Origin of the sequence: Pseudomonas marginalis, from assembly GCF_900105325.1 — a bacterium.
GTDB lineage: Bacteria > Pseudomonadota > Gammaproteobacteria > Pseudomonadales > Pseudomonadaceae > Aquipseudomonas > Aquipseudomonas marginalis.
In genome coordinates this window covers 3,210,399-3,232,500 of record NZ_FNSU01000003.1, presented here as the reverse complement: position 1 = coordinate 3,232,500, position 22,102 = coordinate 3,210,399, and the positions used below count along the sequence as shown (strand labels likewise).

The following is a 22,102-nucleotide window of genomic DNA, read 5'->3' as shown; positions in this document are numbered from 1 at the left end:
GAGATAGCTGGTTCTCCTCGAAAGCTATTTAGGTAGCGCCTCATGTATCACTGTAGGGGGTAGAGCACTGTTTCGGCTAGGGGGTCATCCCGACTTACCAAACCGATGCAAACTCCGAATACCTACAAGTGCCGAGCATGGGAGACACACGGCGGGTGCTAACGTCCGTCGTGAAAAGGGAAACAACCCAGACCGTCAGCTAAGGTCCCAAAGTTATGGTTAAGTGGGAAACGATGTGGGAAGGCTTAGACAGCTAGGAGGTTGGCTTAGAAGCAGCCACCCTTTAAAGAAAGCGTAATAGCTCACTAGTCGAGTCGGCCTGCGCGGAAGATGTAACGGGGCTCAAACCATACACCGAAGCTACGGGTATCACGTAAGTGATGCGGTAGAGGAGCGTTCTGTAAGCCTGTGAAGGTGAGTTGAGAAGCTTGCTGGAGGTATCAGAAGTGCGAATGCTGACATGAGTAACGATAATGGGTGTGAAAAACACCCACGCCGAAAGACCAAGGTTTCCTGCGCAACGTTAATCGACGCAGGGTTAGTCGGTCCCTAAGGCGAGGCTGAAAAGCGTAGTCGATGGAAAACAGGTTAATATTCCTGTACTTCTGGTTATTGCGATGGAGGGACGGAGAAGGCTAGGCCAGCTTGGCGTTGGTTGTCCAAGTTTAAGGTGGTAGGCTGGAATCTTAGGTAAATCCGGGATTCTAAGGCCGAGAGCTGATGACGAGTTAACTTTTAGTTAACGAAGTGGTTGATGCCATGCTTCCAAGAAAAGCTTCTAAGCTTCAGGTAACCAGGAACCGTACCCCAAACCGACACAGGTGGTTGGGTAGAGAATACCAAGGCGCTTGAGAGAACTCGGGTGAAGGAACTAGGCAAAATGGCACCGTAACTTCGGGAGAAGGTGCGCCGGTGAGGGTGAAGGACTTGCTCCGTAAGCCCATGCCGGTCGAAGATACCAGGCCGCTGCGACTGTTTATTAAAAACACAGCACTCTGCAAACACGAAAGTGGACGTATAGGGTGTGACGCCTGCCCGGTGCCGGAAGGTTAATTGATGGGGTTAGCTAACGCGAAGCTCTTGATCGAAGCCCCGGTAAACGGCGGCCGTAACTATAACGGTCCTAAGGTAGCGAAATTCCTTGTCGGGTAAGTTCCGACCTGCACGAATGGCGTAACGATGGCGGCGCTGTCTCCACCCGAGACTCAGTGAAATTGAAATCGCTGTGAAGATGCAGTGTATCCGCGGCTAGACGGAAAGACCCCGTGAACCTTTACTATAGCTTTGCACTGGACTTTGAATTTGCTTGTGTAGGATAGGTGGGAGGCTTTGAAGCGTGGACGCCAGTCTGCGTGGAGCCAACCTTGAAATACCACCCTGGCAACTTTGAGGTTCTAACTCAGGTCCGTTATCCGGATCGAGGACAGTGTATGGTGGGTAGTTTGACTGGGGCGGTCTCCTCCTAAAGAGTAACGGAGGAGTACGAAGGTGCGCTCAGACCGGTCGGAAATCGGTCGTAGAGTATAAAGGCAAAAGCGCGCTTGACTGCGAGACAGACACGTCGAGCAGGTACGAAAGTAGGTCTTAGTGATCCGGTGGTTCTGTATGGAAGGGCCATCGCTCAACGGATAAAAGGTACTCCGGGGATAACAGGCTGATACCGCCCAAGAGTTCATATCGACGGCGGTGTTTGGCACCTCGATGTCGGCTCATCACATCCTGGGGCTGAAGCCGGTCCCAAGGGTATGGCTGTTCGCCATTTAAAGTGGTACGCGAGCTGGGTTTAGAACGTCGTGAGACAGTTCGGTCCCTATCTGCCGTGGACGTTTGAGATTTGAGAGGGGCTGCTCCTAGTACGAGAGGACCGGAGTGGACGAACCTCTGGTGTTCCGGTTGTCACGCCAGTGGCATTGCCGGGTAGCTATGTTCGGAATAGATAACCGCTGAAAGCATCTAAGCGGGAAACTAGCCTCAAGATGAGATCTCACTGGGACCTTGAGTCCCCTGAAGGGCCGTCGAAGACTACGACGTTGATAGGTTGGGTGTGTAAGCGCTGTGAGGCGTTGAGCTAACCAATACTAATTGCCCGTGAGGCTTGACCATATAACACCCAAGCAATTTGCGTCGAAAGGCCAGATTGCGGTGTGTGAAGACGCAATGAACCGAAAGTTCGAGATTTCACAAAACACCGACAGCTGTCACATACCCAATTTGCTGAAGCGAGGCCAGCTGGCCACGACTCAGTACCCGAATTTCTTGACGACCATAGAGCATTGGAACCACCTGATCCCATCCCGAACTCAGCAGTGAAACGATGCATCGCCGATGGTAGTGTGGGGTTTCCCCATGTGAGAGTAGGTCATCGTCAAGATTAAATTCCGAAACCCCATTTGCGAAAGCAGGTGGGGTTTTGTTTTGGTCGGTCGAAAAGTGCGAGGAGGCGCCTCGGGAGGGTCTTCAGTGCTAAAGTCCATGCCCATTAAAGGAGACAGGATCTCCGCTCGAAGCGCTAGCAGTACTTTGGGTGGGTCCAGGGTTAACCAAGGGTCGTTTTAGCGTCCTCGCAAAGGCCTGTGAGTGGGCCTGCTGGACTTTATGATGATATGAAGGGGAGTCGCGCTATCTCGCTCTCTGGGAGCTGTCGCGGCCTCAGGGCGCTTTTCTGCAGACGAAAAAAAAGACCTTGAAATTCAAGGTCTTTCTTTAAGATGGTGCCCCGAGGGAGACTCGAACTCCCACTCCTTTCGAAAACGGATTTTGAATCCGCCGCGTCTACCAATTCCGCCATCAGGGCTCAATGGCGGCGAAGTATAGAGATGAGATTACCGTTGGTCAATCACGTTTCATGGTCTATTTTCACTATTTCCGCTAGACTTCCCGGCCCTGCTAGACGAACCCCATCATGCGCGTTGCTGACTTTACTTTTGAACTCCCGGATTCGCTGATTGCTCGCCACCCTTTGGCCGAGCGTCGCGCCAGTCGACTGCTGACCCTGGACGGGGCCAGCGGCACCCTCGCACACCGTCAATTCACTGATTTGCTTGAGCATTTGCGTCCGGGCGATCTGATGGTGTTCAACAATACCCGGGTCATCCCGGCACGGCTGTTTGGCCAGAAAGCATCCGGCGGCAAGTTGGAAATTCTGGTGGAACGGGTGTTGGACAGCCATCGTGTGCTGGCCCATGTACGCTCCAGCAAGTCGCCGAAACCGGGTTCGAGCATCCTCGTCGAGGGTGGCGGTGAAGCCGAGATGGTAGCGCGTCATGATGCGCTGTTCGAACTCCGGTTCGCCGAAGAGGTTTTGCCGTTGCTGGAGCGCGTCGGTCATATGCCATTGCCTCCTTATATCGACCGCCCCGACGAAGACTCGGACCGTGAGCGCTATCAAACGGTCTATTCCCAGCGCCTCGGTGCCGTGGCCGCGCCGACTGCCGGGCTGCATTTTGACCAACTGCTGCTGGATGCGATTGCCGCCAAGGGCGTCGAGACCGCCTATGTGACCCTGCACGTGGGGGCCGGCACGTTTCAGCCGGTGCGTGTGGATAACATCGAAGACCACCATATGCATAGCGAATGGCTGGAAGTCAGCCAGGACGTCGTGGACGCAGTTAGCGCCTGCAAGGCGCGCGGCGGGCGGGTGGTTGCGGTGGGCACCACCAGCGTGCGCTCCCTTGAGAGCGCGGCGCGTGATGGCGTGCTCAAACCGTTCAGTGGCGACACCGATATCTTTATTTACCCAGGCCGGCCGTTCCATGTGGTCGACTGCCTGGTGACCAACTTCCATTTGCCGGAATCCACGCTATTGATGCTGGTGTCGGCCTTCGCGGGTTATCCCGAAACAATGGCGGCGTACAAAGCAGCCATCGACAATGGATACCGTTTTTTCAGCTACGGTGATGCGATGTTTATCACCCGTAATCCGGCGCCGCGCGGCCCAGAGGAACAACTATGAGTCGTATGTCGTTTGAATTGCTCGCCACCGACGGCAAAGCCCGTCGCGGTCGCCTGACGTTTCCGCGCGGTACGGTAGAGACCCCGGCATTCATGCCCGTGGGCACCTACGGCACCGTTAAAGGCATGCTGCCGCGTGACATCGTCGCCACCGGCGCCGAGATCATCCTCGGCAACACCTTCCACCTGTGGCTGCGTCCAGGCACTGAAGTGATCAAGAAGCATGGCGACCTGCATGACTTCATGAAGTGGCATGGCCCGATCCTCACGGACTCGGGTGGTTTCCAGGTGTTCAGCCTGGGCGCCATGCGCAAGATCAAGGAGGAGGGCGTGACCTTCGCCTCGCCGGTGGACGGTTCCAAGGTATTCATGGGCCCGGAAGAGTCCATGCAGGTGCAACGCGACCTGGGCTCGGACATCGTGATGATTTTCGACGAGTGCACACCGTACCCGGCTGATGAGGACGTCGCGCGGATTTCCATGGAGCTGTCCCTGCGTTGGGCCCAGCGTTCGAAGAATGCCCATGGCGACAACACCGCGGCGCTGTTTGGCATTGTCCAGGGCGGCATGCATGAAAGCCTGCGCAAACGCTCGCTGGAAGGCCTCGACAAGATCGGTTTTGACGGCCTGGCCATCGGCGGTTTGTCGGTGGGCGAACCCAAGCACGAGATGATCAAGGTACTGGACTACCTGCCAGGCCTGATGCCCGCTGACAAACCTCGTTACCTTATGGGCGTTGGCAAACCCGAAGATCTCGTAGAGGGTGTGCGCCGCGGTGTGGACATGTTCGATTGCGTGATGCCAACCCGTAATGCCCGCAATGGGCATCTGTTCATCGATACAGGCGTGCTCAAGATCCGTAACGCGTTCCATCGCCATGATGATTCGCCGCTGGATCCCACCTGTGATTGCTACACCTGCCAGAACTTCTCCCGTGCTTATCTGCACCATCTGGACAAATGCGGAGAAATGCTGGGTAGCATGTTGAATACCATCCACAATTTGCGTCACTACCAAGTCCTGATGGCTGGTTTGCGCGAGGCTATTCAACAGGGTACATTGGCCGCCTTCGTCGATGCCTTCTATGCCAAGCGCGGGCTCCCTGTGCCGCCCTTGGACTGAGTTTTCCGACCCTAAGATTCACTATTTGCAACTGGAGTGCTAAATGAGCTTTTTTATCTCTAACGCCATGGCTGACGCCGCTGCGCCTGCTGCTGCCGGCCCTATGGGCGGTGGTTTCGAGTGGATTTTCCTGGTCGGCTTCCTGGTCATCTTCTACCTGATGATCTGGCGTCCACAGGCCAAGCGTGCCAAAGAGCAGAAGAACCTGCTGGGCAGCCTGCAGAAAGGCGACGAAGTCGTGACCACCGGCGGCATCGCGGGCAAGATCACCAAGGTTTCCGATGCTTTCGTGGTTCTGGAAGTGTCCGACACCGTGGAAATGAAGTTCCAGAAGGGCGCCATCGCCGCCACGCTGCCAAAAGGCACGCTCAAAGCGATCTAAGTTCCAACCTTTACCAATCGACGGGGCGCGCAAGGCGCCCCGCGTTATAAGCGGGCGGCGTGATGCTGAACAAATACCCTCTGTGGAAATACGTACTGATCCTGGCGGTGCTGGCGATCGGTTTTATTTATTCCGCTCCCAATCTTTACCCTGATGACCCGGCGATCCAGATCACTGGCGCCAGCACTTCGCTGCAGGTCAACCAGGCTGACCTGGAACGCGCGAGCAAGGCACTGGCCGACGCGGGTATCCAGGTTAAAGCGGCAACATTGGCAGCTGGTGCGAAGGGCGGGTTGTTGCGCCTGACCAAGCAAGAAGACCAATTGCCGGCAAAAGATGTCGTACGCAAGGCCATGGGTGACGATTACGTTGTTGCCCTGAACCTGGCACAGACCACGCCACAGTGGTTGCGCAGCATTGGCGCGCACCCGATGAAGCTGGGTCTGGACTTGTCCGGTGGTGTGCACTTCCTGCTGGAAGTCGACATGGACAAAGCCCTCGACGCACGCCTGAAGGTCTATGAAGGCGACGTGAAGAGCCTGCTGCGTAAAGAGAAGCTGCGTTATCGCAGCCTGCCGCAGCTCAACGGTGCCATCCAGCTGGGCTTCTCTGACGAGGCCTCCCGTGAACAGGCCCGTGCGCTGATCCGCAAGAACTTCAACGATTTCGACATCGTACCGGCCGACCTGAATGGTCAGGCGGTACTGCGTCTGGCGATGAGCCCGGCCAAAATCGCGGAAATCCGCGAATACTCCATCAAGCAGAACTTGACCACGGTACGTAACCGCGTCAACGAGCTGGGTGTGGCCGAGCCGATTGTTCAGCGTCAGGGCGCCAACCGCATCGTGGTTGAGCTGCCGGGCGTGCAGGACACCGCTGAAGCCAAGCGTATCCTGGGTAAAACCGCCAACCTGGAGTTCCGTCTTGCGGCTGAGCCGGGTGCTTCCCGTGCAACTTCCGAAGAGTTCGAGTTCCGTGAAGGCAACCGTCCTCCGGCGCTGATCGAGCGTGGCTTGATCATCACCGGTGACCAGGTGACCGACGCCAAGGCCGGTTTCGGCGAGCACGGTACCCCTGAAGTGAACATCCGCCTGGATGGCCACGGCGGCGAACTGATGAGCCGCGCCACGCGCAGCAACGTTGGTCGCAGCATGGCGGTGATCTTCATCGAGCAGCGCCCGGTGACCACCTACACCAAGCAAATGGTCAACGGCGTCGAGAAAGACGTACCGGTGCAGACCTTCAAGGAAGAGAAGAAGATCATCAGCCTGGCGACCATCCAGTCGCCGCTGGGTGCTCAATTCCGCATCACCGGCCTGAACGGCCAGGGCGAATCCTCGGAGCTGGCCCTGTTGCTGCGTGCCGGTGGCCTGGCTGCGCCGATGTACTTCGCTGAAGAACGTACCATCGGCCCGAGCCTGGGTGCCGACAACATCACCAAGGGTATCGACGCGGCCTTGTGGGGCATGCTGTTCGTGTCGCTGTTCATCATCGCCATCTACCGCTTCTTCGGCATCATTGCCACCGTGGCCCTGGCGGGCAACATGGTGATGCTGCTGGCCCTGATGTCGCTGCTGGGCGCTACGCTGACCTTGCCAGGTATCGCCGGTATCGTACTCACCATGGGTATGGCGGTAGACGCCAACGTGCTGATCTTCTCGCGGATTCGTGAAGAGATCGCCGCCGGCATGACCGTACAGCGTGCAATCAACGAAGGCTTCGGCCGGGCATTTACCGCGATTCTCGACTCCAACCTGACCACATTGCTGGTTGGCGGGATTCTCTTTGCCATGGGCACCGGCCCGGTCAAAGGTTTTGCGGTAACCATGTCCCTCGGTATCTTTACCTCGATGTTCACGGCCATCATGGTGACCCGCGCAATGGTCAACCTGATCTTTGGCGGGCGTGACTTCAAGAAGTTGTGGATTTAAGGGGCTGCCATGTTACGTACAATCAACTTCATGGGCGTTCGCAACATTGCGTTCGGCGTCACCTTGCTCCTTACCGTTCTGGCGTTGTTCAGCTGGTTCCATAAGGGCCTGAACTACGGTCTGGACTTCACCGGCGGTACGCTCATCGAGCTGACCTACGAGAAGCCTGCCGACGTCACCCTGGTACGCAGTGAACTGGTCAAGGCCGGCTATCACGAAGCCATCGTGCAGAGCTTCGGTGCGACCACCGACCTGCTGGTGCGCATGCCTGGCGAAGACCCGCAACTGGGTCACCAGGTAGCCGAAGCCTTGCAGAAGGTGGGTGGTGACAACCCTGCGTCGGTCAAGCGCGTCGAGTTCGTGGGCCCGCAAGTGGGTGAAGAGCTGCGCGACCAGGGCGGCCTCGGCATGCTGATGGCGCTGGTCGGTATCATGATCTACCTGGCTTTCCGCTTTCAGTGGAAGTTCGGTGTCGGCGCCATTGTGTCGCTGATCCACGACGTGATCGTGACCGTGGGTATCCTGGCGTACTTCCAGATCACCTTCGACCTGACCGTGCTGGCGGCCGTGCTGGCGATCATTGGTTACTCCCTCAATGACACCATCGTGGTATTCGACCGGGTTCGTGAGAACTTCCGCGTACTGCGCAAGGCGTCGCTGATCGAGAACATCAACATCTCCACCACCCAGACCCTGCTGCGGACCATGGCGACGTCGATCTCCACCTTGCTGGCGATCGCGGCGCTGATGATCTTCGGTGGCGACAACCTGTGGGGCTTCTCCCTGGCGCTGTTCATCGGCGTCCTGGCAGGCACCTACTCGTCGATCTACATCGCCAACGTGGTGCTGATCTGGCTGAACCTCAACAGCGAAGACCTGATCCCTCCTGCCGCCACTGGCAAAGAGGTCGACGATCGTCCTTGATTGGCGCTTGTTGATCTGCTGTTACAAAAAAGGCACGAGTATTGAACTCGTGCCTTTTTTTTTGCTCCAAGGCTGGGTATAGCGCGGATCTTTCGGTCCGTTTGTGATGGTCAGGAGGTTCAACGTGAACAAGTCGTTACTGGTTGGTGCGGTATTGGGTGCTGTCGGTGTAACTGCCGGGGGTGCTGTTGCCACCTACAGCCTGGTAAAAAGCGGCCCTGAGTATGCGCAAGTGCTGGCGGTGCAGCCGGTGAAAACCCAGATTAAAACACCTCGCGAAGTCTGCAAGGACGTCGCAGTGACCCGGCAGAAGCCGGTGCAGGATCAACATCAGATCGTCGGTACGGTGGTTGGTGCGCTGGCCGGTGGCCTGTTGGGTAACCAGGTCGGTGGCGGTAACGGCAAGAAGCTGGCCACTGTGGCCGGTGCGGTCGGTGGTGGTTACGCCGGTAACAAGGTTCAGGAAGGTATGCAGAACCGCGATACCTATACCACCACCCAGACTCGCTGTAACACCGTCAACGACATCAGTGACAAGGTCGTTGGCTATGACGTGCGTTACACCTTGGATGGCAAGGAAGGTTCGGTGCGCATGGATCGTGATCCGGGCGGCCAGATTCCAGTCGACAAGGAAGGGCGTCTCGTCCTGGGCCAGAACCAGCAGTAAGTCTTCTCTTGTATTTGATTTGTGGTGGTGTTGGTATTTAAGCTCACACCAAGCAAATCCCAGGCATAAAAAAAGCACCCCGCAGGGTGCTTTTTTTTGCTCGCTCGCTTAGCGCTTCAGCGAAGCCGGCAGGTGCGGCTGGATCGCCGTCAGTACTGCCTTGAAGCATTTGGTGTTGCCGGCAACGACGTGGCCTTTTTCCAGGAAGTCATGACCGCCGGTGAAGTCGCTCACCAGGCCGCCGGCCTCTTGGATCAGTAGGGCGCCTGCAGCCATGTCCCACTCGGACAGGCCCGACTCCCAGAACGCATCAAAACGACCGGCAGCCACATAGGCCAGGTCCAGGCTGGCCGCGCCAGCACGACGGATGCCGGCAGTCTGGCCAACCAGGGCGCGGAACATGCCCAGGTAGTTCTCCAGGTTGTCCATCTGGTCGTCACGGAACGGGAAGCCGGTACCCAGCAGGGCGCCATCCAGGCTGGTGCGACCGCTGACGCGCAGGCGACGACCGTTCAGTTGGGCACCACGGCCACGGCTGGCGGTGAATTCTTCCTGGCGAACAGGATCGAGTACTACAGCGTGTTCCAGGCGGCCACGGTATTTGCAGGCAATGCTGACGGCAAAGTGCGGGATGCCGCGCAGGAAGTTGGTGGTGCCATCCAGTGGGTCGATGATCCACAGGTAGTCTTCGCCTTCGCCGCTGCCTTTGTGCAGGCCGGTTTCCTCGCCGAGGATGCCGTGGGTAGGGTAGGCCTTGCGCAGCGCGTCGATGATCTTCTGTTCAGCGGCGCGATCCACCTCGGACACATAATCCTTGGCGTCTTTTTCGTCGACCTTGATGGTATCCAGGCGCTCGATGGAGCGGAAGATCAATTCACTGGCGCTGCGGGCGGCGCGCAGCGCGATATTCAGCATGGGCTGCATGGATGTGTCACCTAAGGTTGTTAAAGAAAGCCGAGCATTCTAGCAGAAACTTTCTTCAGGTGAAGGACGACGTTAGCTTTCATGGCATAACCTTAGGCTGTTCTGTAAGATTTGCTCCCCTTTCCCGTGTCCGAGAGCGCCTACCTTGCTGCAAAACATTCGTGTCGTCTTGGTCAATACCAGTCATCCCGGCAATATCGGCGGGGTGGCGCGAGCCATGAAAAACATGGGGCTGACGCGCCTGGTGCTGGTCGAACCGCGCGTGTTCCCGCACCACGAGGCCGATGCCCGCGCATCCGGCGCCAATGACATCCTGGAAAAAGCCCAGGTGGTCGCCACTCTGGAAGACGCCTTGGTCGGCTGCAACCTGGTGCTTGGCACCAGCGCCCGTGACCGCCGCATCCCCTGGCCGCTGCTGGATCCGCGTGAGTGCGGTACCAAGGTAGTGGAAGAGGCGGCCGGCGGTGCTGAAATCGCCCTGGTATTCGGCCGTGAAGACTCCGGCCTCACCAATGAAGAGCTGCAACGATGTCATTATCACGTGCACATTCCATCAGACCCTGGGTTCAGTTCGCTGAACCTCGGGGCAGCGGTGCAGGTGTTGAGTTACGAAGTGCGCATGGCCTGGCTGGCCGCTGAAGGGCAGCCGAGCAAGGTAGAGAAGGATGAAGTGGCGTCGACCAAGAGTGGCGAACTGGCCACCATGGACGAGCTGGAGCGGTTCTATGAGCACCTGGAGCAAACCCTGGTGGCCATCGAATTCCTCGATCCGGAAAAACCTCGGCACTTGATGGCGCGCCTGCGCCGCCTGTACGGGCGCAGCTCGGTCAGTCGAGCGGAAATGAATATATTGCGTGGCATCCTCACGGAAACCCAGAAAGCGGCCCGTGGCGAGCTTCTTAAGCGGAAGGATTAAAAATGTTCGAGCGTTTGCGAGAAGATATCCAGAGTGTTTTCCATCGTGACCCGGCGGCGCGCAACGCCTTTGAGGTGCTGACCTGCTACCCGGGCATGCACGCGATCTGGATCCATCGCCTGTCCGGCGCCTTGTGGAATATGGGCTGGAAATGGTTGGCGCGGCTGGTGTCGAACTTCGGCCGCTGGTTGACCGGGATCGAGATTCACCCAGGTGCCAAGGTGGGACGTCGCTTCTTTATCGATCACGGTATGGGCATCGTCATTGGCGAGACTGCCGAGATTGGTGACGACGTGACCCTCTACCAAGGCGTGACATTGGGCGGCACCAGCTGGAACAAGGGTAAGCGCCACCCGACGCTGGAGGATGGTGTGGTGGTGGGTGCGGGCGCCAAGGTGCTTGGTCCGTTCACCGTAGGCGCTGGCGCCAAAGTCGGCTCCAACGCCGTGGTGACCAAGGCCGTGCCGGCCGGCGCCACTGTAGTGGGGATTCCGGGGCGGATCATCGTCAAGCCGGAAGTGGGCGATGAGCAGGAAGCCAAGCGCAAGGCCATGGCCGAAAAAATCGGTTTCGATGCCTACGGTGTCAGCGAAGACATGCCCGACCCTGTCGCGCGCGCCATCGGCCAGTTGCTTGACCACCTGCAAGCGGTGGACGGCAAGCTGGACGGTATGTGCGGCGCGCTGAAGGAATTGGGCAGCAGCTACTGTGCGAAAGACCTGCCTGAGCTGCGCGAAGAGGACTTCGCCGAGATCAAGAGTGAGCCCGCCACCAAAGCTGGCTGAGATCTCACATTTGCTGCTAGGCCCATGTGGGAGGCTTGCCCCCCCCCGATGGCCATCTGTCAGTCACCCAATATATTGACTGATCCACCGCTATCGGGGGCAAGCCCCCTCCCACATGTGATCTCCATTGGTCTCGATATCGAGCCATCGCCGCGCTGCCGCTGTTCGTCCTCGCCCCGTCCTGCTATGATTCGCGCGCCCTTTTTACGGGTAATCCTGACTAAAGTACTAGGTCTTATAGTTGACTTAAATACTCGGGAATCGCATACTTGCTCCCATTCTGAAACACCTTGGTACTTGTCCATGAGACTGACTACAAAAGGCCGATACGCGGTGACCGCCATGCTTGATTTGGCCTTGCACGCGCAAACTGGGCCGGTGTCCCTGGCCGATATCTCCGAGCGCCAAGGCATTTCCCTGTCCTACCTTGAGCAGCTGTTCGCCAAGTTGCGCCGTAGCAATCTGGTCTCCAGTGTGCGTGGGCCGGGCGGCGGCTATCAGCTGTCCCGCGACATGCAGGGCATCCAGGTGGCCCAGGTGATCGACGCGGTCAACGAATCCGTCGACGCGACCAAGTGCCAGGGCCTGGGTGACTGCCACGCCGGCGACACCTGCCTGACGCACCACTTGTGGTGTGACTTGAGCCTGCAGATCCATGAGTTTTTGAGTGGTATCAGCTTGGCTGATCTTGTGACTCGCCGTGAGGTGCAAGAAGTAGCCCAGCGTCAGGACCAGCGCCGTTGCAATACCAAGGCGCCGCGTCTGGACAAGATCGAAGCGTCCGCCGTCGAGTGACAGCCGAAGAGCTAACGGCACGCCAGCCAGCCTGATTTAGGAGAAAGTCCATGAAATTGCCGATTTACCTTGATTACTCAGCGACCACCCCGGTTGATCCGCGTGTCGCGCAAAAGATGAGCGAGTGCCTGCTGGTCGACGGAAACTTCGGCAACCCGGCCTCCCGTTCCCACGTTTTTGGCTGGAAAGCCGAGGAAGCGGTCGAGAACGCTCGTCGCCAGGTTGCCGACCTGGTTGGCGCAGATCCGCGTGAAATCGTCTGGACCTCCGGTGCCACCGAGTCCGACAACCTGGCTATCAAGGGCGCGGCGCATTTCTACGCGACCAAAGGCAAGCACCTGATCACCACCAAGATTGAGCACAAGGCTGTCCTCGACACCATGCGCCAACTGGAGCGTGAAGGTTTCGAGGTCACTTACCTTGAGCCAACCACCGACGGTATCGTCACCCCGGCCATGATCGAAGCCGCGCTGCGTGAAGACACCATCCTGGTTTCCGTGATCCACGTGAATAACGAAATCGGTACCATCAACGACATCGCGGCCATCGGCGAGCTGACTCGCTCCAAAGGCATCCTGCTGCACGTCGACGCTGCTCAGTCCACCGGCAAGGTCGATATCGACCTGTCCAAGCTGAAAGTCGACCTGATGTCGTTCTCGGCCCACAAGACCTATGGCCCCAAAGGCATCGGCGCACTGTACGTGAGCCGCAAGCCACGCGTGCGCATCGAAGCCACCATGCACGGCGGCGGTCACGAGCGCGGCATGCGTTCGGGCACCCTGGCGACCCACCAGATCGTCGGCATGGGCGAAGCCTTCCGCGTAGCCAAGGAAGACATGGCTGCCGAAAACGTACGTATCAAGGCCCTGAGCGATCGCTTCTACAAGCAGGTCGAGAACCTTGAAGAGCTGTACATCAACGGCAGCATGACTGCCCGTGTACCGCACAACCTGAATTTGAGCTTCAACTATGTCGAAGGCGAGTCGCTGATCATGGCGCTCAAGGACCTGGCGGTTTCGTCCGGATCGGCCTGTACCTCGGCTTCGCTTGAGCCTTCGTACGTACTGCGCGCCCTGGGCCGCAACGACGAACTGGCACACAGCTCGATCCGCTTTACGTTCGGCCGCTTCACCACCGAAGAGCAAGTCGACTACGCCGCGCAGAAGGTTTGCGAAGCCGTCAACAAGCTGCGCGTCCTGTCGCCGCTGTGGGACATGTACAAAGACGGTGTCGATATTTCCAAGATCGAGTGGGCGGCACACTAACTATAGAAGCCGCCACCCAAGCTCTGTAGGAACGTGGCGGTAAACGCAGGCGTTTTTACAGGGTTCCAGAGCGGCCCTGATGAGTGAGGATTCAGTACCATGGCTTACAGCGAAAAGGTCATCGACCACTACGAAAACCCGCGCAACGTCGGCAAGATGAACGCGGAAGACCCTGATGTCGGCACCGGCATGGTCGGCGCTCCGGCGTGCGGCGATGTAATGCGCCTGCAGATCAAGGTCAACGAAGCTGGCGTTATCGAAGACGCCAAGTTCAAGACTTACGGCTGCGGTTCGGCCATCGCCTCCAGCTCCCTGGCGACCGAATGGATGAAAGGCAAGACCCTGGATGAGGCTGTGACTATCAGCAATACCCAGCTGGCCGAAGAACTGGCCCTGCCTCCAGTGAAAATCCACTGCTCCGTGCTCGCAGAAGACGCCATCAAGGCGGCCGTTCGCGACTACAAGCAGAAGAAAGGCTTGATCTAAGCATTTGGCGACGAGTAAGGAGTCAACGATGGCTATCAGCATGACAGAAGCGGCTGCGCGGCACGTGCGACGCTCCCTGGATGGGCGCGGTAAAGGTGAGGGGATTCGTCTGGGTGTTCGCACCACGGGCTGCTCCGGCCTTGCCTATGTGCTGGAGTTCGTCGACGAGGTGGTTGATGAGGACCAGGTGTTCGAAAGTCACGGCGAGAAAGTGATCATCGACCCTAAAAGCCTGACTTACCTGGACGGCACCGAACTCGATTTCGTCAAGGAAGGGTTGAACGAAGGCTTCAAGTTCAACAACCCCAACGTACGCGGTGAATGTGGCTGCGGCGAAAGCTTCAACATCTGAGGCTATTCGTGGGTACTCCTTGTCATTTCGCTTTATTCGAGCTGCAGCCGAGTTTTCGGCTGGACCTCGAGCAGCTTGCCACGCGCTACCGAGAATTGGCGCGTGGGGTGCATCCGGACCGCTTCGCTGACGCTTCCGAGCGTGAGCAGCGCTTGGCGCTGGAGCAATCGGCCAGCCTCAACGAAGCCTATCAGACGCTCAAAAGCCCACCGAAGCGCGCGCGTTACCTGCTCGCGATGAACGGTGGCGAGTTGCCCCTGGAAGTGACCGTGCACGACCCGGACTTCCTGATGCAGCAGATGCAGTGGCGTGAAGAGCTCGAAGACCTGCAGGACGAAGCCGATGTGGCGGGTGTCGCGGTCTTCAAGCGTCGTCTGAAAGTTGCCCAGGATGAGCTCAACGAAAGCTTCGCAGCCTGTTGGGACGATGCAGCGCAACGTGAACAGGCCGAGCGCCTGATGCGGCGCATGCAGTTCCTCGACAAGCTCACCTACGAAGTGCGCCAGCTGGAAGAGCGCCTCGACGATTAACCCAGTGTGCTGCCCGTGATGCGCGCCTGATAGACAGATAAGACCTGATTACCATGGCTCTACTGCAAATCGCCGAACCCGGCCAAAGCCCTCAACCGCACCAGCGTCGCCTGGCGGTGGGGATTGACCTGGGTACCACCAATTCCCTGGTTGCTGCCTTGCGCAGCGGCCTGTCCGAGCCGCTGCCCGACGCTGACGGCCAGGTGATCCTGCCGTCCGCCGTGCGCTATCACGCTGACCGCACCGAAGTCGGTGAGTCGGCCAAGTTGGCGGCGTCTACCGATCCTTTGAACACCGTGCTGTCGGTCAAGCGCTTGATGGGTCGTGGCCTGTCCGACGTCAAGCAATTGGGCGACCAGCTGCCGTACCGCTTTGTCGGTGGTGAATCCCATATGCCGTTCATCGACACGGTCCAGGGCCCGAAAAGCCCGGTGGAAGTGTCGGCGGATATCCTCAAGGTGCTGCGCCAGCGCGCGGAAACCACGCTGGGTGGCGAACTGGTCGGTGCGGTGATCACCGTCCCGGCGTATTTCGATGATGCCCAGCGCCAGGCCACAAAGGACGCGGCGAAACTCGCCGGCCTGAACGTGTTGCGCCTGCTCAACGAGCCGACTGCTGCGGCCGTGGCCTATGGCCTGGACCAGCATGCCGAAGGCCTGGTCGCTATTTACGACCTGGGTGGTGGCACTTTTGATATTTCGATCCTGCGCCTGACTGGCGGCGTGTTCGAAGTACTGGCTACCGGTGGCGATACAGCGCTGGGTGGCGATGACTTCGACCACGCCATCGCGGGTTGGATCATCAGCAGCGCCGGCTTGTCCGCTGACCTGGATCCGGGCGAGCAGCGTAACTTGCTGCAAACGGCCTGTGCCGCCAAGGAGGCGCTGACTGACGCTGCTTCTGTTGACGTTTCCTACGGCAGTTGGTGCGCCAAGCTGACTCGCGAAGCCTTTGATTCGCTGATCGAACCAATGATCGCCCGCAGCCTGAAAGCCTGCCGTCGTGCCGTGCGTGACTCCGGTATCGAGTTGGAAGACGTCGGTGCCGTGGTCATGGTCGGCGGTTCAACCCGTGTGCCAAGGGTTCGCGAAGCCGTGGCCGAAGCCTTTGGTCGCCAGCCGCTGACGGAAATCGACCCGGACCAGGTGGTCGCCATCGGCGCCGCCATCCAGGCCGATACCCTGGCCGGCAATAAGCGTGATGGCGGCGAACTGCTGCTGCTTGACGTGATCCCGCTGTCCCTGGGGCTGGAGACCATGGGCGGGCTGATGGAGAAGGTGATTCCACGGAACACCACCATCCCCGTCGCTCGCGCCCAGGACTTCACGACCTATAAAGATGGTCAGACGGCGATGATGATTCATGTGCTGCAAGGCGAGCGCGAGCTGATCAGTGACTGCCGCTCCCTGGCGCGCTTTGAATTGCGCGGCATCCCGGCCATGGTCGCGGGTGCGGCGAAGATTCGCGTGACCTTCCAGGTCGACGCCGACGGCCTGCTCAGCGTCGCCGCGCGCGAGCTGGCGTCCGGCGTGGAGGCCAGCATCCAGGTCAAGCCGTCCTACGGCCTGACTGACGGTGAAATCGCCAAGATGCTCAAGGATTCGTTCCAATACGCCGGTGACGACAAGGTCGCGCGTGTACTGCGCGAGCAACAAGTGGATGCCCAGCGCCTGCTTGAAGCGGTGCAGGGCGCCCTGGATGCCGACGGCGAGCGTTTGCTGGATGCCGAAGAGCGCATGGTCATCGACCTGCAGATGCAGGAGCTGGCCGAACTGATGAAAGGCAACGATGGTTACGCCATCGAGCAGCAGACCAAGCGCTTGTCGCAGGTCACTGACGCCTTTGCTGCCCGCCGCATGGATCAGACGGTAAAAGCCGCACTGGCCGGGCGCAACCTGAATGAAATCGAGGAATAATTAATGCCGCAGGTCATTTTTCTGCCACACGCCGAGCATTGCCCGGACGGTATGGTTGTTGAGGCTGAGACCGGCAAGTCCATCCTCGAAGTTGCCCATGACAACCACATCGAGATCGAAAGTGCCTGTGGTGGTGTGTGCGCCTGCACCACCTGCCACTGCATCATTCGCGAAGGCTTCAGTAGCCTGGAAGAGGCCGATGAGCTGGAAGAGGATTTTCTTGATCGCGCCTGGGGCCTGGAAGCCACTTCTCGCCTAAGCTGTCAGGCAAAGGTCGGGACTGAAGACATCACCGTCGAAATTCCGAAATATTCGCTCAACCATGCGGCCGAAGCGCCGCACTGATTCAAGGAAGTGTCATGAGTCTTAAATGGGTTGATGTGCAAGAGATCGCTATCCTGTTGGCCGACGGCAACCCGGATACGGATCCCTATTCCCTGAATTTTGTTGCTTTGCGTGACATGGTCATGGCCTTGCCAGGCTTTGATGATGAGCGCGATCGCGGTGGCGAAAAGGTCCTGGAAGCTATCCAGACTGCCTGGAAAGAAGAGCAGGACTGACGCCTCCCTTACGCAGTTAGGCAATACCCAAGAACCCGCGTATAATTCGCGGGTTTAATTTTTCGTAAATTACCGTTTCTGGAGTTACACCATGGCTGTTCAACGTACTTTCTCCATCATCAAGCCTGACGCTGTTGCAAAAAACGTCATCGGCGAGATCACCACTCGTTTCGAAAAAGCCGGCCTGAAGGTTGTAGCTTCGAAACTCAAGCAACTGTCCAAGGCTGAAGCTGAAGGCTTCTACGCTGAGCACAGCGCTCGTGGCTTCTTCGGCGACCTGGTTGCCTTCATGATCTCCGGTCCTGTTGTTGTTCAGGTTCTGGAAGGCGAAAACGCCATCGCTCTGAACCGTGAGCTGATGGGCGCTACCAACCCTAAAGAAGCCGCTGCCGGCACCATTCGTGCTGACTTCGCTGACTCCATCGACGCCAACGCTGTTCACGGTTCGGACTCCGAAGCCGCTGCTGCTCGCGAAATCTCGTACTTCTTCGCAGCTACCGAAGTAACCACTCGCTAAGCATCGGCTTAAAGAGTGAGGGTGAATCCATGACGACATCGACTGTAAAAACCAACCTGCTGGGTCTGACTCAACAGGAAATGGAAAAATTCTTCGACTCAATCGGGGAGAAGCGTTTCCGTGCCGGTCAGGTAATGAAATGGATTCACCACTTTGGCGTCGACGATTTCGACGCCATGACGAACGTCAGCAAGGCCCTGCGCGACAAGCTCAAGGCTATTGCTGAAGTACGTGGCCCCGAAGTGGTCAGCGAGGACATCTCCAGCGACGGCACCCGTAAGTGGGTGGTGCGCGTAGCGTCCGGCAGCTGCGTCGAGACCGTGTACATTCCCCAGGGCAAGCGCGGTACCTTGTGCGTTTCGTCCCAGGCAGGCTGTGCCCTGGACTGCAGTTTCTGCTCCACCGGCAAGCAAGGCTTCAATAGCAACCTCACTGCCGCCGAAGTGATCGGCCAGGTGTGGATTGCCAACAAATCCTTTGGCAGCGTCCCGGCGACCGTCGACCGTGCCATCACCAACGTGGTGATGATGGGCATGGGTGAGCCGCTGCTGAACTTCGACAACGTCATCGCAGCCATGCACCTGATGATGGACGACCTGGGCTACGGCATCTCCAAGCGCCGTGTGACCCTGTCGACCTCCGGCGTGGTCCCGATGATCGATGAGCTGGCCAAGCACATCGACGTCTCCCTGGCGTTGTCGCTGCACGCACCCAATGACGCATTGCGTAACCAATTGGTGCCGATCAACAAGAAGTATCCGCTTAAGATGCTGCTCGAATCCTGCCAGCGTTATATGGCGACCTTGGGCGAAAAACGTGTGCTGACCATTGAGTACACCATGCTCAAGGATGTTAACGACAAGGTCGAACACGCGGTCGAGATGATTGAACTGCTCAAGAACACCCCGTGCAAGATCAACCTGATTCCGTTTAACCCGTTTCCACATTCTGGTTACGAGCGACCAAGCAACAACGCCATTCGCCGTTTCCAGGATCAACTGCACCAGGCCGGCTACAACGTCACCGTGCGCACCACCCGTGGTGAAGACATCGACGCCGCCTGTGGTCAATTGGTCGGGCAGGTGATGGACCGCACCCGCCGCAGCGAGCGCTATATCGCCGTGCGTGAATTGAACGCCGCCGACGATCTGCCGCAAATTGCTGTGAATCGAATCTGAGAGAGGATCTCTATGCCCTTGCGCCTTGCGCTGCTTCTGCTGGTTACCGGCCTCGCCGCCGGTTGTGTTTCATCGGGCCATGACAGCCCTTTGCAAACCGGCAAGGGCCGTGACGAGGCGCGGGTTGCCTATGTGCAACTGGGGTTGGGTTACCTGCGCCAAGGCATGAGCGAGCAGGCCAAGGTGCCGTTGAAAAAAGCCCTTGAACTGGACAGCGACGATGCTGACGCCAACGCTGCGCTGGCCCTGGTGTTCCAGGCCCAGGCCGAGCCTGAACTGGCTGACCGGTACTTCAACAAAGCCCTGGCCGCACGGCCTGCCGATCCGAAACTGCTGAACAATTACGGCAGTTTCCTGTTCAAGCAAAAGCGTTATGACCAGGCCGCCCTTTATTTCCAGCAAGCCAGTACCGATACCCTCTATCCTGAGCGCGCGCGGGTGTTCGAGAACCTTGGGGTGACCTCGATGCGCCTCGGCCAGCGCGACAGCGCACGCCAGCAGCTGGAAAAAGCCCTGCACTTGAATGGCCATCAGCCACGAGCGCTGCTCGAAATGGCTGAGTTGTCCTACGAAGACAGGCATTATGTGCCGGCACGTGACTATTACGAGCGTTTTAGCCTGCTCAGCGGGCAAAATGCACGTAGTCTATTGCTCGGCGTGCGCCTGGCGACGGTTCATGAAGAACACGACACGGCCGCACGTTTTGGCCAGCAACTCGAACGACTCTATCCCGGTACGCCGGAATATCAGCAATACCTGTCGGAGCAATGATGAAAGCGGCGCACCCGGAAGTTGTAGCAGCTAATCGCGTAAACCCAGGCGACACCTTGCGTCAGGCCCGCGAAAGCAATGGTTGGTCGCTGGCGGAAGTGGCCCTCAAGCTCAATTTGACCACCACCTCCCTGGGCAACCTTGAGGCCGGCGCATTCGACAAGCTGCCTGGGCATACCTTCGCCCGTGGTTATATCCGCGCCTACGCCAAGTTGCTGGGCATCGACCAGGCCGTGTTGGTCCAGGAATTCGACCAGTTCACCGGCACCGACTCCCAGGGCAGCAATGTGCATGGCCTGGGTCGCATCGAAGAGCCGGTGCGGGTTTCCCACACAATCCTGCGGATTGTCAGCCTGTTGTTGCTGATCGCCGTGATCGGCGGCGGTTTCGTCTGGTGGCAAGACCAGACGTCCCAGCGCAGTAAAGACCTGACCAGCAACGCCATGGAGCACGTCGAAGTCGAGAGCGCCGACGGCACCACCCAGATTCATCCGCTGGATGAGCCGGAAGACCAGGCCGTTGCCCAAGGCCAGGCTGCCCCCGAAACCCCGGCCACCGCTGAGCCGTCCGAACCGGAAAGTGCCCCGACCGCTGCCGTACCGGCCCCAGTGACACCGGCCACGCCAGCCCATACCCCCGCGGCTCCGGTTGCCCAGGCTCATACACCGGCTGCTCCGGTCCCGGCGCCAGCGACTACGGCGCCAACCGCTCCGGCAGCCCCGGCGATTTCACCACCCACCACCCCTGCGTTGATCGCCGGTGACGGGCGTGTACAAATTACCTTCGTCGCTGACTGCTGGACGCAAGTCACCGATGGCAACGGCAAAGTGCTGGTCAGTGGTCTCAAGCGTAAGGGCGATACGCTCGACCTGGGCGGCAAGCCTCCTTTGACGCTGCGTCTGGGCTTCGCCCGTGGCGCGCAAGTGGCCTACAACGGCCAACCTGTAGACGTAGCGCCGTTCACCACTGGCGAGACCGCTCGCCTGAAGTTGGGACAATAGTCATGCACGGCGAATCTCCAATCAAACGTCGCGTATCGCGCAAGATCTGGGTCGGCTCGGTGCCGGTGGGTGGCGACGCCCCCATCGCGGTACAGAGCATGACCAACAGCGACACCAATGACGTTGCCGCTACCGTTGCCCAGATCAATCGCCTGGAAGCGGCCGGTGTAGACATCGTTCGGGTATCCGTCCCGGACATGGACGCTGCCGAGGCTTTCGGTCGCATCAAGCAGCTAGTCAAGGTGCCGCTGGTTGCCGACATTCACTTCGACTACAAGATCGCCTTGCGTGTGGCCGAGTTGGGTGTCGATTGCCTGCGCATCAACCCGGGCAACATCGGTCGTGAAGACCGTGTGCGCGCTGTGGTGGACGCTGCCCGTGATCGCGGGATCCCGATCCGCATCGGCGTCAACGCCGGTTCCCTGGAAAAAGACCTGCAAAAGAAGTACGGCGAGCCGACCCCGGCAGCGCTGGTCGAGTCTGCACTGCGTCATGTTGAACACCTCGAACGCCTGAACTTCCAGGACTTCAAGGTCAGCGTAAAGGCCTCCGACGTGTTCATGGCGGTGGAAGCCTACCGCCTGCTGGCCAAGGAAATCGTGCAGCCGCTGCACTTGGGCATCACCGAAGCCGGCGGTTTGCGCTCAGGCACAGTGAAATCTGCGGTGGGTCTCGGTATGCTGCTCGCCGAAGGGATTGGCGATACTATCCGCATCTCGTTGGCGGCAGACCCGGTAGAGGAAGTGAAAGTCGGCTACGACATTCTCAAATCCCTGCGTTTGCGTTCACGCGGCATCAACTTCATTGCCTGCCCGAGTTGCTCGCGGCAGAACTTCGACGTGGTGAAAACCATGAACGACCTGGAGTTGCGCCTCGAAGACCTGCTGGTGCCGCTGGATGTTGCAGTGATCGGTTGTGTGGTCAACGGCCCGGGTGAAGCCAAGGAAGCCCATGTGGGCTTGACCGGCGGTACACCGAACCTGATTTACATCGACGGTAAGCCGTCGCAGAAGTTAACGAATGACAATCTGGTGGATGAGCTGGAAAAGCTGATCCGCGAGAAAGCGGCCGAAAAGGTCGCGGCTGACGCAGCGCTGATCGCTCGCGGCTGATTGAACGAATTTAAGGA

The 22,102-nt window shown here is 58.7% G+C and carries 22 protein-coding genes, 1 tRNA gene and 2 rRNA genes (1 of these 25 running past the window's edge); 23 read left to right on the top strand and 2 right to left on the bottom strand.

Going from position 1 to position 22,102, the window contains the following annotated elements; translation table 11 throughout:
* Together BLW22_RS24155 and rrf are read left to right on the top strand one after the other, a co-directional pair.
* Positions 1 to 2,103, top strand: a 23S ribosomal RNA gene (locus BLW22_RS24155) (it extends 789 nt beyond the left edge of the window).
* 152 nt (positions 2,104 to 2,255) lie between these two features.
* A 5S ribosomal RNA gene (gene rrf, locus BLW22_RS24150) occupies positions 2,256 to 2,371 on the top strand.
* Between the two features lie 338 nt (positions 2,372 to 2,709).
* Here rrf and BLW22_RS24145 read toward each other — a convergent pair.
* Positions 2,710 to 2,794 (bottom strand) — tRNA-Leu (locus tag BLW22_RS24145).
* Between the two features lie 108 nt (positions 2,795 to 2,902).
* Between BLW22_RS24145 and queA the strand changes: the two genes are divergently transcribed.
* From queA to BLW22_RS24115, 6 genes are all read left to right on the top strand, one after another.
* Positions 2,903 to 3,952: a tRNA preQ1(34) S-adenosylmethionine ribosyltransferase-isomerase QueA gene (queA, locus tag BLW22_RS24140; protein WP_065924873.1), complete on the top strand. Its 1,050-nt coding sequence runs from the start codon at positions 2,903 to 2,905 to the stop codon at positions 3,950 to 3,952.
* 5 nt (positions 3,953 to 3,957) lie between these two features.
* A complete protein-coding gene (gene tgt / locus BLW22_RS24135) occupies positions 3,958 to 5,073 on the top strand; it encodes a tRNA guanosine(34) transglycosylase Tgt (protein WP_161985738.1) in 1,116 nt (371 codons plus the stop codon).
* Positions 5,074 to 5,116: 43 nt separating this feature from the next.
* A complete protein-coding gene (gene yajC / locus BLW22_RS24130; RefSeq protein WP_003175975.1) occupies positions 5,117 to 5,455 on the top strand; it encodes a preprotein translocase subunit YajC in 339 nt (112 codons plus the stop codon).
* 62 nt (positions 5,456 to 5,517) lie between these two features.
* Positions 5,518 to 7,386 carry a protein translocase subunit SecD gene (gene secD / locus BLW22_RS24125; protein WP_027605408.1) on the top strand — a complete coding sequence of 623 codons (1,869 nt, stop codon included), beginning with the start codon at positions 5,518 to 5,520 and terminating at the stop codon, positions 7,384 to 7,386.
* A 9-nt stretch (positions 7,387 to 7,395) separates the two neighbouring features.
* Positions 7,396 to 8,310 carry a protein translocase subunit SecF gene (gene secF, locus BLW22_RS24120; protein WP_065924872.1) on the top strand — a complete coding sequence of 305 codons (915 nt, stop codon included), beginning with the start codon at positions 7,396 to 7,398 and terminating at the stop codon, positions 8,308 to 8,310.
* Positions 8,311 to 8,434: 124 nt separating this feature from the next.
* Complete coding sequence (locus BLW22_RS24115; RefSeq protein ID WP_015885750.1) at positions 8,435 to 8,977, top strand: glycine zipper 2TM domain-containing protein; 543 nt, start codon at positions 8,435 to 8,437, stop codon at positions 8,975 to 8,977.
* Positions 8,978 to 9,085: 108 nt separating this feature from the next.
* On the opposite strand, the gene suhB is transcribed toward BLW22_RS24115, so the two are convergent.
* Complete coding sequence (suhB, locus tag BLW22_RS24110; protein ID WP_003175971.1) at positions 9,086 to 9,901, bottom strand: type III secretion system regulator SuhB; 816 nt, start codon at positions 9,899 to 9,901, stop codon at positions 9,086 to 9,088.
* Between the two features lie 145 nt (positions 9,902 to 10,046).
* Between suhB and trmJ the strand changes: the two genes are divergently transcribed.
* The 15 genes from trmJ (at position 10,047) to ispG (ending at position 22,085) form a co-directional block, all read left to right on the top strand.
* Entirely contained in the window at positions 10,047 to 10,817 is a 771-nt protein-coding gene (trmJ, locus tag BLW22_RS24105; protein WP_027605410.1) for a tRNA (cytosine(32)/uridine(32)-2'-O)-methyltransferase TrmJ, read from the top strand.
* A 2-nt stretch (positions 10,818 to 10,819) separates the two neighbouring features.
* On the top strand, positions 10,820 to 11,602 hold the full coding sequence (cysE, locus tag BLW22_RS24100; protein WP_065924871.1) for a serine O-acetyltransferase: 783 nt from the start codon (positions 10,820 to 10,822) through the stop codon (positions 11,600 to 11,602).
* A gap of 303 nt (positions 11,603 to 11,905) precedes the next feature.
* A complete protein-coding gene (iscR, locus tag BLW22_RS24095; RefSeq protein WP_003194020.1) occupies positions 11,906 to 12,397 on the top strand; it encodes a Fe-S cluster assembly transcriptional regulator IscR in 492 nt (163 codons plus the stop codon).
* Positions 12,398 to 12,447: 50 nt separating this feature from the next.
* Complete coding sequence (locus tag BLW22_RS24090; protein ID WP_017530022.1) at positions 12,448 to 13,662, top strand: IscS subfamily cysteine desulfurase; 1,215 nt, start codon at positions 12,448 to 12,450, stop codon at positions 13,660 to 13,662.
* 99 nt (positions 13,663 to 13,761) lie between these two features.
* Positions 13,762 to 14,148 carry a Fe-S cluster assembly scaffold IscU gene (gene iscU, locus BLW22_RS24085; RefSeq protein WP_003209682.1) on the top strand — a complete coding sequence of 129 codons (387 nt, stop codon included), beginning with the start codon at positions 13,762 to 13,764 and terminating at the stop codon, positions 14,146 to 14,148.
* A gap of 28 nt (positions 14,149 to 14,176) precedes the next feature.
* Positions 14,177 to 14,500: an iron-sulfur cluster assembly protein IscA gene (gene iscA / locus BLW22_RS24080; RefSeq protein ID WP_024077295.1), complete on the top strand. Its 324-nt coding sequence runs from the start codon at positions 14,177 to 14,179 to the stop codon at positions 14,498 to 14,500.
* An 8-nt stretch (positions 14,501 to 14,508) separates the two neighbouring features.
* Positions 14,509 to 15,030 carry a co-chaperone HscB gene (gene hscB / locus BLW22_RS24075; RefSeq protein ID WP_027605413.1) on the top strand — a complete coding sequence of 174 codons (522 nt, stop codon included), beginning with the start codon at positions 14,509 to 14,511 and terminating at the stop codon, positions 15,028 to 15,030.
* A gap of 53 nt (positions 15,031 to 15,083) precedes the next feature.
* Positions 15,084 to 16,946 (top strand): Fe-S protein assembly chaperone HscA, encoded by a 1,863-nt coding sequence (hscA, locus tag BLW22_RS24070; RefSeq protein ID WP_065939251.1) that lies wholly within the window; start codon positions 15,084 to 15,086, stop codon positions 16,944 to 16,946.
* A gap of 3 nt (positions 16,947 to 16,949) precedes the next feature.
* Positions 16,950 to 17,291 carry an ISC system 2Fe-2S type ferredoxin gene (fdx, locus tag BLW22_RS24065; RefSeq protein ID WP_065924869.1) on the top strand — a complete coding sequence of 114 codons (342 nt, stop codon included), beginning with the start codon at positions 16,950 to 16,952 and terminating at the stop codon, positions 17,289 to 17,291.
* A gap of 14 nt (positions 17,292 to 17,305) precedes the next feature.
* Positions 17,306 to 17,506 (top strand): Fe-S cluster assembly protein IscX, encoded by a 201-nt coding sequence (gene iscX, locus BLW22_RS24060; RefSeq protein ID WP_065924868.1) that lies wholly within the window; start codon positions 17,306 to 17,308, stop codon positions 17,504 to 17,506.
* A 91-nt stretch (positions 17,507 to 17,597) separates the two neighbouring features.
* Positions 17,598 to 18,023, top strand: coding sequence for a nucleoside-diphosphate kinase (gene ndk, locus BLW22_RS24055; RefSeq protein ID WP_017846179.1), 426 nt, complete (start codon positions 17,598 to 17,600; stop codon positions 18,021 to 18,023).
* 29 nt (positions 18,024 to 18,052) lie between these two features.
* Positions 18,053 to 19,201, top strand: coding sequence for a dual-specificity RNA methyltransferase RlmN (gene rlmN, locus BLW22_RS24050; protein ID WP_027605416.1), 1,149 nt, complete (start codon positions 18,053 to 18,055; stop codon positions 19,199 to 19,201).
* A 12-nt stretch (positions 19,202 to 19,213) separates the two neighbouring features.
* Positions 19,214 to 19,972, top strand: coding sequence for a type IV pilus biogenesis/stability protein PilW (gene pilW, locus BLW22_RS24045; protein ID WP_065924867.1), 759 nt, complete (start codon positions 19,214 to 19,216; stop codon positions 19,970 to 19,972).
* Complete coding sequence (locus tag BLW22_RS24040) at positions 19,972 to 20,973, top strand: RodZ domain-containing protein (RefSeq protein ID WP_065924866.1); 1,002 nt, start codon at positions 19,972 to 19,974, stop codon at positions 20,971 to 20,973. The genes pilW and BLW22_RS24040 overlap by 1 nt, the downstream gene beginning before the upstream one ends.
* A 2-nt stretch (positions 20,974 to 20,975) precedes the next feature.
* Complete coding sequence (gene ispG / locus BLW22_RS24035; RefSeq protein WP_003175952.1) at positions 20,976 to 22,085, top strand: flavodoxin-dependent (E)-4-hydroxy-3-methylbut-2-enyl-diphosphate synthase; 1,110 nt, start codon at positions 20,976 to 20,978, stop codon at positions 22,083 to 22,085.
* Positions 22,086 to 22,102: the final 17 nt, after the last annotated feature.

What these genes read in the sequence shown, in the direction of transcription:
- iscR (WP_003194020.1), top strand. Translation starts at nt 11,906, where the DNA reads ATGAGACTGACTACAAAAGGCCGATACGCGGTGACCGCCATGCTTGAT.
- ispG (WP_003175952.1), top strand. Translation starts at nt 20,976, where the DNA reads ATGCACGGCGAATCTCCAATCAAACGTCGCGTATCGCGCAAGATCTGG.
- cysE (WP_065924871.1), top strand. Translation starts at nt 10,820, where the DNA reads ATGTTCGAGCGTTTGCGAGAAGATATCCAGAGTGTTTTCCATCGTGAC.
- rlmN (WP_027605416.1), top strand. Translation starts at nt 18,053, where the DNA reads ATGACGACATCGACTGTAAAAACCAACCTGCTGGGTCTGACTCAACAG.
- iscA (WP_024077295.1), top strand. Translation starts at nt 14,177, where the DNA reads ATGGCTATCAGCATGACAGAAGCGGCTGCGCGGCACGTGCGACGCTCC.
- yajC (WP_003175975.1), top strand. Translation starts at nt 5,117, where the DNA reads ATGAGCTTTTTTATCTCTAACGCCATGGCTGACGCCGCTGCGCCTGCT.
- secD (WP_027605408.1), top strand. Translation starts at nt 5,518, where the DNA reads ATGCTGAACAAATACCCTCTGTGGAAATACGTACTGATCCTGGCGGTG.
- iscU (WP_003209682.1), top strand. Translation starts at nt 13,762, where the DNA reads ATGGCTTACAGCGAAAAGGTCATCGACCACTACGAAAACCCGCGCAAC.
- secF (WP_065924872.1), top strand. Translation starts at nt 7,396, where the DNA reads ATGTTACGTACAATCAACTTCATGGGCGTTCGCAACATTGCGTTCGGC.
- queA (WP_065924873.1), top strand. Translation starts at nt 2,903, where the DNA reads ATGCGCGTTGCTGACTTTACTTTTGAACTCCCGGATTCGCTGATTGCT.
- suhB (WP_003175971.1), bottom strand. Translation starts at nt 9,901, where the DNA reads ATGCAGCCCATGCTGAATATCGCGCTGCGCGCCGCCCGCAGCGCCAGT.
- hscA (WP_065939251.1), top strand. Translation starts at nt 15,084, where the DNA reads ATGGCTCTACTGCAAATCGCCGAACCCGGCCAAAGCCCTCAACCGCAC.
- ndk (WP_017846179.1), top strand. Translation starts at nt 17,598, where the DNA reads ATGGCTGTTCAACGTACTTTCTCCATCATCAAGCCTGACGCTGTTGCA.
- fdx (WP_065924869.1), top strand. Translation starts at nt 16,950, where the DNA reads ATGCCGCAGGTCATTTTTCTGCCACACGCCGAGCATTGCCCGGACGGT.
- BLW22_RS24040 (WP_065924866.1), top strand. Translation starts at nt 19,972, where the DNA reads ATGAAAGCGGCGCACCCGGAAGTTGTAGCAGCTAATCGCGTAAACCCA.
- tgt (WP_161985738.1), top strand. Translation starts at nt 3,958, where the DNA reads ATGTCGTTTGAATTGCTCGCCACCGACGGCAAAGCCCGTCGCGGTCGC.
- BLW22_RS24090 (WP_017530022.1), top strand. Translation starts at nt 12,448, where the DNA reads ATGAAATTGCCGATTTACCTTGATTACTCAGCGACCACCCCGGTTGAT.
- iscX (WP_065924868.1), top strand. Translation starts at nt 17,306, where the DNA reads ATGAGTCTTAAATGGGTTGATGTGCAAGAGATCGCTATCCTGTTGGCC.
- pilW (WP_065924867.1), top strand. Translation starts at nt 19,214, where the DNA reads ATGCCCTTGCGCCTTGCGCTGCTTCTGCTGGTTACCGGCCTCGCCGCC.